An 11,068-nucleotide genomic window follows, 5' to 3' on the forward strand; every position below is an offset into this window, starting at 1 on the left:
TTTAATACGAATAAGAACTTGGAAAGTGTGCAAACTGCACTTGGCGAATCCTAGGTTTTATAATAGTATTTTTGGGTCAGAATTGGTTATGAGTGAGTACGGCAATGAGTGATGATGAGTTATTTGCAGAAGAAATGCAGGGAGTTACTCGTTTTGAAAGTAGCAAAATTTCTTCAAACAAAGTAGAGGAAGAAACACCAGGAAAGCGTGTTAGGCGCAAACTTGCCGTTGCCGATAAACTTACCGTAGATCCTCTAGCCTCCACCGAAGTGCCTATGCTGAAATCAAATGACATACTTGATTATAAGCGCGATGGTGTCCAGCACGGTGTGTATAAAAAACTAAGGATGGGGCGCTATGAATTAGATGCACGTTTGGACTTACATCGAATGACCGTTGAACAAGCAAGGCGCGAAGTATTCCGCTTTATTGATGAGTGCTCCAGGTACGAGCTTAGAGCAGTTATTATTTTACATGGGAAGGGAGATCGAAATCCTGACAAACTTGCCTTGTTAAAGAGCCATTTAGCGATTTGGCTTCCTCAACTAGACCAGGTAATAGCCTTTCATTCTGCTCAACCGCAGCATGGCGGCACTGGTGCAGTCTACGTAATGCTTCGCAAGGGTGACACTGCTAAACAAAATAATAGAGAGCGTCACGGACTACGTTGAGTCAACAAATCTTAATAAAGTGTAAGTGACTCTAAGTTACTTGGGTGTTAGCATCTAGACGTTAAAAAAATAATAAGATCTTACGTTCGGCGCTGGCCGTGTTTTGATCGCATTTAAAATACTTCTTGCCCTAAGAAGTATAAAAAATAATTAGCATTACTAAGTTCAACTATTTCTATAAAAACTATCTATAGCTTTGGCCAGACAAAGCTTTCTAGCTAGGAGGCAGAATGAAACTCAAGATTAATGGCGCGCCCATATCAATCGACGTCGAGCCAGATACGCCACTCCTTTGGGTGATTCGTGATGAGGTTGGTCTAAAGGGCACCAAGTTTGGTTGTGGTGCGGGTTTGTGTGGAGCGTGTACTGTTCATCTTAATGGTGTCGCCATTCGCTCTTGCATTACCCCTGTTTCGTCAGTGGAAGGCCAAAATATCTCTACCATTGAAGGATTGGCCAGTAAAGATGGTCAGTTGCACCCGCTACAAGAAAGCTGGATTAAACATAACGTACCGCAATGTGGTTATTGTCAGCCTGGACAGCTTATGTCCGCAGCCTCGCTCTTGAAAGCTAATGCAAACCCTAGTGATGAAGATATTGACAATGCGATGTCCGGTAACCTTTGTCGCTGCGGTACTTATTCCCGAATCAAGGCTGCCATTAAAGACACTGTTGCATCACAGCAAATTGCTGCCGATCTATCCTACAAAGCAAAGGTATGAAGCGCTCATAATGCATTCTAATCTCATGAACAAATCTAAAGAGCTTTTACCTGATACAGCGATAAATCGTAGGGATTTTCTTAAAGTTGGTTTAGGCGCTGCTGGCGGCCTTAGCGTGGCGATAACATTGCCAGGCTGCAGTACGCTAAGAAACAATGAACTATCAAATACTGGTAGCTGGTTGGCTAATGCCTGGCTCGAGATACGGCCAGATAACTCTGTGATCTTCACTTTAGATAGAGTAGAGATGGGTCAGGGCACTTACACGGGTATTACAACGCTGCTGGCTGAAGAGCTAGATACCTCACCAGATACTATTCAGGTTGTTTTTGCCGGGGCAAACGCAGCTTATCGCAACCCGGATTATGGCTTGCAGCTAACCGGGGGTAGTAACAGTCTTTCAAGCAGTTGGAGCCAGATTCGCGAGGCAGGGGCTGCTGTACGGACTTTATTGCTACAAGCAGCGTCAGAAGCATTTGCGTTACCACAAGATAACTTAGAGTGCCGTAATGCTTATGTCAGCGTTAAGTCTACCGGCAAAAAAGTGAGTTTTGGTGCTTTGGCTAAACTAGCTTCTCAGCAAGATTTACCGCAGGAAATAAAGGTAAAAGAACCGGCTCAATTCAAGTACATAGGGAAATTCGACGCTCGACTTGATGCAGCTGCAAAGGTAAAAGGGGAAAGCGCTTATGGAATCGATGTTGAATTGCAGGATCTTAAATACTGCGTTGTAGAGCGGGCTCCGAAATATGGGGGCAAACTTAAGTCTGCGAATATCGAAGTCGCTCTTCAGCAGAAAGGTGTTGTCTCGGTTCTTGAGGTTTCCCGTGGTATAGCTGTCGTCGCAAACTCCTATTGGCAAGCAAGGAAAGCATCAAAAGTACTAGAGGCGCAGTGGGCATTTAGTGAAGAGAGTGTTGAAACTAGTGATGCAATCAGCAACCTATATCTGGATAAGCTTGCAAATGATTCCGGCAAATCTATTCGTCAAGACGGCGATACAGCGGAGCTTCTCGAGGCTGATGGCCATATAGAAGAGTTTGAGTTTACAGCGCCTTTTCTTGCTCACGCCACCATGGAGCCAATGAATGCCGTTGCAAGGGTTAGCAAGGGGAAGGCGGAAGTATGGGCTGGAACTCAAGCCCCTGACGTAGCACAAGTTGCAGTCGCAAAAGCGACCAATATCGATCTGGACAATGTAACTATTCATAACCAGTTTCTAGGGGGTGGCTTCGGTAGACGCTTAAGTCAAGATTATATTGCCGAGGCTGCTGAGGTTGCGGAAAAAACCGGACTGACAATTAAACTGGTTTGGTCCAGAGAAGAAGATATCAAGCACGATTTATTTCGACCAGCAAGTTTGCACAAGGTTCGGGCTGCGCTCGACACTAAAGGCCTACCTGTCGCCTGGGAGCATCAAATTGTCGTGCCCAAGATTATGGATTGGTATGTATGGGACGCTTCACCAGCTATGTTTCCTTGGGCGCCTGAGTTTATGTACCCAATGCTGGGGCATGCCGGGCTAATGACCGAGGGAACGCCAATCACTCCAGCTGATACTTCGCCTTATGAAGGTGCTGCCGACTTTCCTTATACGATACCAAATATCAGTGTTAAGCATATCAAGGCCGATGCTGGCGTACCGATAAGCTACTGGCGTTCAGTTGGCCACTCATTTAACGCTTTCGTTGTGGAGAGTGCAATTGATCAGTTAGCTCAGTCAGCTGGACTAGATGCATATCAGTTCCGCAAACAGTATTTAGGTAATTCACCGCGACTACTTAAAGTGTTGAACCTGGTTGCAGAAAAAGGTGGGTGGGGGCGTACGCTGCCTAAAGATGTCCACCAAGGTATCGCTGTGCATAAGTCTTTCGGCTCTTATGTTGCGCAACTAGTTGAACTTAAAGTTGAATATGGACAAGTTAAGCTTCTGACGGTGCATTGTGCCGTAGATTGCGGCATGGTTGTAAACCCTGATATCGTTACAATGCAGATGGAAAGCGGAATTATATTTGGTGCGACTGCCGCACTCTATGGAGAGATTACTTTTGCTGAAGGTGAGGTTATGCAAAGTAATTTTCATGACTATCCTTTGATGAGGATGAATGAATCTCCAGATATTAAAACTTATATTGTCCCGTCAGACGACTCGCCAAGCGGTGTGGGCGAGCCTGGCTTGCCACCGATTGCACCAGCAATCGCTTCTGCTTTGTATAAAGCTACGGGTAAGCGATTTAACTCTATGCCTTTTAAGCTAAGTTAATATGTATGAACAAAACAAGCATGTATTGAATTCGATTAAAGAGTGGCTAGCTCGTGACGAAAAGGTCTTTTTGGTAACGGTTGTTACAACATGGGGAGCTTCCCCTCGTCCGCCCGGTAGTCTGTTTGCCTATAACTCAAGTTTAGGTATGCAAGTAGGTTCTTTGTCAGGTGGTTGTATTGAAGACGCTCTAGTTGAACACCTAAGCCTTGGAAATACCCAATACCCCTTTATCAAAGTCTTTGGTGATCACCCTGATGATGCGCAGCGTTATATGCTGCCTTGTGGCGGTACAATGTCTCTGCTCATAGAGGCCTTGGACAACACTCACCTTTCATACATCTCAAAAATTATATCTACGCTTGATTCCAGGAAATGGCTTAAGCGTGAAGTTTGTTTAGATACTGGTCAAGCAGATATTAGAGTCATGAATCATAAGGAAGCGCATGACATCGATAAGGTTAGTCTCGATAATGCTCGCTTCACTCATGTGCTCGGCCCGATCTATCAAGTACTAATCGTAGGTGTGGGTGAGGTTGCAAGGAATCTCTTGAATATTTTAAAGGCGATCGATTTCCATGTTGAGCTCTGCGATGCGCGTAGTAACGTGGTTGATAGGCACGATGCTAAAAGCTGGGATACTCCGCTGCATCTTTGCTTACCAGATGATCTGATAAAAGAGCGATTTTCTGATTCCTATTCTGCTGTGCTGGCTTTGGCTCACGACCCAAGAGTTGATGATCTTGCGGTGATGGCGGGTTTGCATAGCCGATGCTTTCTGGTCGGCGCAATGGGGTCTCAAAATACTACCAGCAAGCGTTTGCAGCGGCTGCGCACCCTCGGTTTCGCTTCTGAAGAATTAGCAAGGCTAAATGCGCCAATTGGATTTCCGATTGGCAGTAAGCTACCTGCTGAGATCGCTGTATCTATCGCTGCGCAATTAATTCAGGAAAGGAACAAAGTTTCCGCAAAAATGATTGACTCACGGCGCCTTTGTTCAGGATGAGTAGCATATATGTAATCAAATGAAACTGCTGTTACCTGGGCTTACAAATCAAAAGTTAAATAATGTTATTTCTTAATTTGCTGTGCTTAATCTCATTTTAAAGTGAGTCAATATTTGCCAGACTTAGCTCAGTTAATTTCCAGTCTTAATTTATTATTGGTATCAGGGATTCATAGGTGAGCCAATTAGCTCTTTATAATCAATTTAATTTGCGAGCACCGCTAAAAGTTTCGGACGATCATGCTATTCAAGTAGCAGAGCTAGCCGAAGATGGAATTTATTTTGCTCAGCACGACATTCTCACAATGCTGCCCAATACGAGCCCAACTGGAGACCAGCTGCTTAAGCTTTACGAAGAGCTGGTTGAGAATGTAAAGCGTGAGCATAATTATTTATATGCAGATATCGCTCGTATTCATGAAGACGATGTTCATGGCGTGGTATTGCGTAGTCAGTACATTTCTGAGCATACGCACAACGAAGATGAAGCGCGCTTCTTTATTGAGGGGGCAGTACTCGTATATATCCATGTTCAGGAAAAGATACATATACTTCAATGTGGGGCTGGAGATTTATTGATTATTCCAAAAAAAGTTAAGCATTGGATGGACATAGGTCCGCAACCTCATTTTACTGCCATCAGGTGGTATAACACTCGTGGAGGCTTACAGACCGAGTTTACTGGTTCTTATGTTGCTGAGTCTACACCTCGCTGGGAAACTATTTATAACGACTCGAACTCTAAGCGTTGACAATAAGCTAAAAGCCCTCCAGTATTGGCTTATGACTACTATTAATCAAAACACAGCACCTGCAATGAAAGATCTCATGCTTTGTGCCTATGCCTTAATCGCTATTCGTGGTTTAGGCAAGGTTGCCAGCATGCGATGGTGTGTGCGCGCCCGTATGGCAATGCTCGCTGTGTTTCTGAAGAAGTAGTCTGTTTTATAAGCCTTTCAAGTCACAGCAAGAAAATGCAGTGACTTATCGTTTCACCCACCTTATATCGCTGTATTTTCTTTAATTAAACTAACTATTAAAAGAGGATATAGCATGTCTGTGCCCGTGGCGTATGCCACCATTATAATAATCTGGTCGACTACTCCCTTAGCTATTCAGTGGAGCAGTGAAACGATAACGCCCATTAGTGCAATTACGCTGCGAATGTTGTTAGCGGCCGCTATCGGCTATGCGATCTTACGCCTTTTTAAGATTAAACTCTCGTGGACAGCGCGAGCTATTAAAGTTTATGCCGCTTCTTTGCTTGGCGTTTTTCTGGCCATGCTGTGCACTTACATAGCGGCGGCATACGTACCTTCGGGCATTATTTCGGTGATTTATGCACTATCTCCAGTGATATCTAACTTGTTATCACATGTGTTGATTGGCTCTGCTAAGTTTACTCGCGCACGCTGGTTTGCTTTTGGTATATCTTTTTCTGGGCTTTTGCTGATCTTTAAAGATGACTGGGTGGTGATGGACAAAGGCTGGTTTGGCTTATTATTGCTTTTGTTAGCTGTCAGCTTATATAGTCTTGGTGGCGTGTTAGTTGAAAAGCAGAAGTTTAAGGCACACCCATTAAGCATTACGGTAGGCACTTTATTACTATCGGTGCCGCTATTTATTGCAGCATGGTTTGTGATGGATGGTCAGCTTCCGTACCTTGATTGGGGAACACGTTCGCCATGGTCTGTTTTGTATCTAGCGATAGCCGGCTCACTATTGGGCTTTGCATGTTACTTTTTTATTATTAAAGAGCTGGGTGCAACGGCTGTTGCAATGGTGACTCTGATGACACCTGTTTTTGCTTTGGCTTTGGGTGCCTTTTTTAATGGTGAACACATTAGCGAAGTAATGCTAATCGGTACCGCGTGTATCCTTTCAGGGTTAGTTCTTTATTACTGGAGCGCTTCAGAGCGTAAGCTTGATAAGCATAAAAATAGTGAGTCTGTTGAAGTTGCGGGCTGAATGAGGCACCGGCGATTCAGGTTGAATTGCCGGTGCTATATGCTATTTGGTGTCGTATGACTAGTGCTTAATCGATTGAAAATACTGCGCTAATGGTCGCATTGTATTCAATTTCTTTTTGCTGGTAGGTATTACTTTGGCTGTCGCTCATTTCAGCACTCATTGCCATGGCGCGCATTTGTGGGGCTGGTCTTGCTTCGTTGCTAACATGCTTTACATTTAAAATTTTCCCCAAGCTTACTTCGAAGCCTTGGGCAATGGTAGCTGCTTTATTTTTTGCTTTATTAATTGCTTTGTTTAAGGCTTTGCGTTTTAGCTTCTGTTTGTTCTTAAGTGTGAATCTTATACTCCCTAGATGAGATGCTTCTGTGCGGGTGATGTCTTGGATAAGAGCCTGGAGTTGCGCAAGATCATTTAGTTTAAACTCAATTTTGCGCGTAATTTGATTACCTTTGAAATCTCGCTGGTTATTTCGGTATTCGTATTGTGGGTGTAATTGTGTATTGCTTGTGTCGAGGGAGTTCTCTTGAATATCGTATTCTTCTAGTTTTGACAGGAAAGGGCGGACCAGCTTGTCGACGGCTCTTCTCGCTTTTTCTGCTTCAAACTTTGTTGCAGAGAAAGTAATATTAATTATGGCTTGATCGGGCAAGGACTTTGCGCTTGCTGTCGTGCTGACTTCGATAAAGGGTAAGTCAGAATGCGTTTGATCATGGGCCAGGCAAAGACTACTTACTAAGAATGAAAACAAAAAAAGTGATATGAATCGCATGCTTGTGCTCCGTATTAATATTTGGTGTATACCTATACCAGTCTAGTCATTAAAGTTGTAGTTACCATAGGTTCATTCCATCGCAGCGAAACCATTGTTCACGTTATTAGGTGTTTATATTTATGAAGTTCTCAAGTTTCGGCGATAAGTTTACCTCAAAGGCCGGCATTACAAGCTTAATGGAAGATCTTGGAAATGCCTTGGCTGGCGACTCAGGTTTAATCATGATGGGGGGAGGCAATCCTGCGCATATTCCGGAAGTGCAGGATTATTTTAAAAATAGATTGCTGGAAATTGTTGAGTCTACATCCGATTTCCAGCAGCTGATCGGTGTTTACGATCCACCACAAGGCAATTTGGACTTCATTAAGTCACTCGCTTCATTACTTAAAGCTGAATATGGCTGGGATATAGGCCCGCAAAATATTGCTTTAACAAACGGCAGTCAAGCAGCATTCTTTATGCTCTTCAATTTGTTTGCAGGGAAGTATTCAGATGGTAGTAGTAAACAGGTTCTGCTACCACTTGCTCCCGAATATATTGGCTATTCCGATGCGGGTTTGGTTGAAGATTTTTTTATATCAAACAGACCAAAAACTGAGGAAATTAACGCAGAGACATTTAAATACCATATCGACTTCGAGAAGTTCCAAATTACTGAAAGCACGGGAGCGATCTGCGTATCTCGCCCCACAAATCCGACGGGAAATGTGATTACAAACTCAGAGATGAGTAAGTTAGACCAGTTGGCACGTGAACATAAAGTACCATTGATTGTTGATGGTGCTTACGGCACGCCTTTTCCAAACCTTATATTTACTGATGCAGAACCAACCTGGAACCAAAATATTGTCCTGTGCCTAAGTCTCTCTAAATTCGGTTTACCTGCTGCACGTACAGGAATCGTTATTGCGGATGCGCCGGTAATAAGCGCTTTATCGGAAGTTAATGCGATTATGAATTTGGCGACGGGTAGCTTCGGCAGCATAATGGCGAAAGATTTAGTCGACAGTAAAAGAATACTCACCTTAAGTAATGAGGTAATAAGACCTTACTATTTGTCTAAAGCTGAAAGAGCGCGCGACCTTTTATGTGAGTTACTTCAGGGTCTGCCTTTCTTAATCCATAAAGTAGAAGGTGCAATGTTTATTTGGTTATGGTTGAAAGATTGCCCCTTAAGTAACCAGGAGTTGTATGAGAAGTTGAAAGACAAAGGTGTATTAATTGTATCCGGGCATCACTTTTTTCCGGGCTTAAGTGATGACAATTGGAAGCATAAATCCGAATGCTTACGAATAACCTATTCACAAGATGATGTTCTGGTCGATAAAGGGCTTCGTATCATCGCTGATGAGATTAAAAGGGCATATTCTGTCTAAGACAGGTAGCGCTTTTGATACTGAAGCGGTGAACACTTGTACCACGTAGAAAATGCGCGGGTAAAACTACTTTGTTCGCTATAACCTAGCAGCAAGGCAATTTCGGAAAGCGTCAGTTTCGGATCTTTTAGGTAATTTATTACCATCGATTTTCTTATTTCCTGAAGAATATCTCTAAAAACTTTACCTTTTGATTTTAAGCGACGATGAAGCGTACGCTCAGACATGTTGATTCGCGAAGCGACGGTATTCGTATCAGCATCACCCTCATGTAAGCAGCGAATAATCGTATCGGTAAGTTCGGCTATAAAGGTGTCGCAATCTGGTAGGCTTATTAGTAAGTCTTCTGCTTGTTTGCCTAGTATGCCGTGAAGTGTGATATCAGAGTGCGGAATTGGAATATCTAGATCACTTACCGAGAAGGCGATAGACAACTTTTCTTGCTGACTGTAAACAGGACAACAAAAATAATTTTTACACGATTTAGCTCGGTCATCACTTAAAGCTTGCGTAAAGTGAATGGCTGAAAGATTTAATTTTTTCGGGAAAATAATCTCATTAACTATCGTCACCATTGCACTAAGTAATAATTCGTCGGAACATTGGCTTGAATAACCGTAATCCGGGTTCCACACCAGGCAAAATGAATTGTCAGGATTTAGTTCCGTGTGTGCAAGACTTCCTGCGTAGATCAAGCCCTGAAATCGTTTGAAGCAAGCTAACGCTTCACCCACGTTTCTGGCCGTGCGAAACAGGTAGCCGAGTACGCCTACATGCTCAACCTTTATATACCTTCCTATTTCAAGGCCCAACGCGTCGTATGGCGTTAGCGCTTCTAATTCTTCTAATAAACGCCACCATTGTGCAAAAGACATATGTTGCTTAGCGGATAAATAGTCAAGCTTCTGTTCATACAACGGAAGACTAAGACCGCTTTGCTTAATAAAGGTCTGTAGGTATCCGACAACATCCCGAGAGATAAAAAAATCATTTAAAGAATTCATAAGCTGATTGTAATGGTGGCGCAGATTGTCAAAAAATATTATTGCTATGACAATAATAGATGCTGCTTGTGGAATAAACTAGCTTTAATTACTGATTAGTTTGAAGGAGCAATTCATGAGCGACTTACTACATGCCTTGGGCTTTATTATGCTTTTTGGCAGCGTGTTTATATCAATTATTTGTCNTNAGGNNTCCATAGCCATTCGGTATTTAAAGTCATTACGCGAAGCTCTGCGTTTAAGCCTGTACAACACAATATACAGACCCCCATAATCATAGATCGAATTACCATTAGGGTTTCACTCTTTTCTGCGAGCCTCCATCATAGCAAGAACCTATAGACCGTTACGACAAGGTTACGGAACATTTGTAGCGGATATTGTTTGATCGCGCGGTTCGTCATGCAAATTAGACGACTGATACTTATTTACATAAGCAGGAGACTTATAGAATATCTTGAGGTCCCTATATTGAATAACATCTTTAAACATCTGGATAAATTCATCCAGGTTCAAGCGAATTGGATTCAGGGTTGTCGGTTGTCGCTCAGTTAGTCCGTAAACAACCTTACCCGCATCACGCTCATCTACGAAGGTTCCAAACAAGCGATCCCAGATTATTAACACGCCACCAAAGTTTGTATCGATCTGCTCCGGTTTGCAGCCATGATGAACCCTGTGGTGCGAAGGTGTATTGAAAACCTTTTCAAATACTCCCAACCTTCCAATAAGCTCGGTATGAAGGAAGAATTGATAAGACAGGCTTAATTCAATCGCAATTAAAGCAAGATCTTTGTCGAAGCCAATGATTGCTAGTGGCAACCACCAGATCATCCAGCCAAAATTAACATCCATTAAAAAGTTTTGGCGCAAAGCGGTAGAAAAATTCATAATTTTAGACGAATGGTGCGTTACATGTATTGACCATAACCAACGTATTTTATGCATACCGTAGTGGTAGATATAAAAGAAAAAATCGCATGCGATAAATAGGAATAGGTAACTCAACAAACCATCTTCAATTTTATACTGAAACCCGTATTGAGCAACAAACTCATAAAATGCCTGAATAAACAGGGCAATAGCAATCCCATCGAATATTTTATAAATCCCACCGGTTGCAATATTCGTTAGCGTTTCCTTTAAATGGTAGGCATCTTTTCTTCCCTTCCTATGCCAGTACCAAGCCTCAAGACAAATAATTGATATAAACACGCTGCCAAAAAGCATAATAAAGCCCAAGGCATGTAGTAAGTCGCTCATGAATTGCTCCTTCAAACTAA

11 protein-coding genes are annotated in these 11,068 nt (G+C 42.8%); 8 read left to right on the plus strand and 3 right to left on the minus strand.

Annotated elements, in window-relative coordinates:
• Positions 1-104 precede the first annotated feature (104 nt).
• The 7 genes from smrA to A3761_RS24510 all read left to right on the plus strand — a co-directional run bounded on the left by smrA (position 105) and on the right by A3761_RS24510 (position 6,630).
• Positions 105-671: a DNA endonuclease SmrA gene (gene smrA / locus A3761_RS24485; protein ID WP_068507499.1), complete on the plus strand. Its 567-nt coding sequence runs from the start codon at positions 105-107 to the stop codon at positions 669-671.
• A 230-nt stretch (positions 672-901) separates the two neighbouring features.
• Positions 902-1,393, plus strand: coding sequence for a (2Fe-2S)-binding protein (locus tag A3761_RS24490; RefSeq protein ID WP_068507497.1), 492 nt, complete (start codon positions 902-904; stop codon positions 1,391-1,393).
• A gap of 10 nt (positions 1,394-1,403) precedes the next feature.
• Positions 1,404-3,656 (plus strand): molybdopterin cofactor-binding domain-containing protein, encoded by a 2,253-nt coding sequence (locus tag A3761_RS24495; RefSeq protein WP_082865120.1) that lies wholly within the window; start codon positions 1,404-1,406, stop codon positions 3,654-3,656.
• 1 nt (position 3,657) lies between these two features.
• Complete coding sequence (locus tag A3761_RS24500; protein WP_068507492.1) at positions 3,658-4,662, plus strand: XdhC family protein; 1,005 nt, start codon at positions 3,658-3,660, stop codon at positions 4,660-4,662.
• Between the two features lie 176 nt (positions 4,663-4,838).
• On the plus strand, positions 4,839-5,414 hold the full coding sequence (locus A3761_RS24505) for a hypothetical protein (protein WP_068507490.1): 576 nt from the start codon (positions 4,839-4,841) through the stop codon (positions 5,412-5,414).
• 31 nt (positions 5,415-5,445) lie between these two features.
• The gene (locus A3761_RS26415; RefSeq protein ID WP_156490323.1) at positions 5,446-5,601 is read left to right on the plus strand and encodes a hypothetical protein; all 156 of its coding nucleotides are present in this window, start codon (positions 5,446-5,448) and stop codon (positions 5,599-5,601) included.
• A 114-nt stretch (positions 5,602-5,715) separates the two neighbouring features.
• On the plus strand, positions 5,716-6,630 hold the full coding sequence (locus A3761_RS24510) for a DMT family transporter (RefSeq protein WP_068507487.1): 915 nt from the start codon (positions 5,716-5,718) through the stop codon (positions 6,628-6,630).
• A gap of 67 nt (positions 6,631-6,697) precedes the next feature.
• Here the strand turns inward: A3761_RS24510 and A3761_RS24515 are convergent, their stop codons facing one another.
• Positions 6,698-7,402, minus strand: a complete 705-nt coding sequence (locus A3761_RS24515) for an SIMPL domain-containing protein (RefSeq protein ID WP_068507485.1) — start codon at positions 7,400-7,402, stop codon at positions 6,698-6,700.
• 122 nt (positions 7,403-7,524) lie between these two features.
• Between A3761_RS24515 and A3761_RS24520 the strand changes: the two genes are divergently transcribed.
• On the plus strand, positions 7,525-8,781 hold the full coding sequence (locus A3761_RS24520; RefSeq protein ID WP_068567122.1) for a valine--pyruvate transaminase: 1,257 nt from the start codon (positions 7,525-7,527) through the stop codon (positions 8,779-8,781).
• On the opposite strand, the gene A3761_RS24525 is transcribed toward A3761_RS24520, so the two are convergent.
• Together A3761_RS24525 and A3761_RS24530 are read right to left on the minus strand one after the other, a co-directional pair.
• Positions 8,778-9,785: an AraC family transcriptional regulator gene (locus tag A3761_RS24525; protein WP_068510326.1), complete on the minus strand. Its 1,008-nt coding sequence runs from the start codon at positions 9,783-9,785 to the stop codon at positions 8,778-8,780. The two genes, A3761_RS24520 and A3761_RS24525, sit on opposite strands and share 4 nt — an antisense overlap.
• A 357-nt stretch (positions 9,786-10,142) precedes the next feature.
• On the minus strand, positions 10,143-11,068 hold a 926-nt coding region (locus A3761_RS24530), incomplete at its 5' end, for a sterol desaturase family protein (protein WP_231881303.1).

Source organism: Oleiphilus sp. HI0123 (assembly GCF_001635315.1).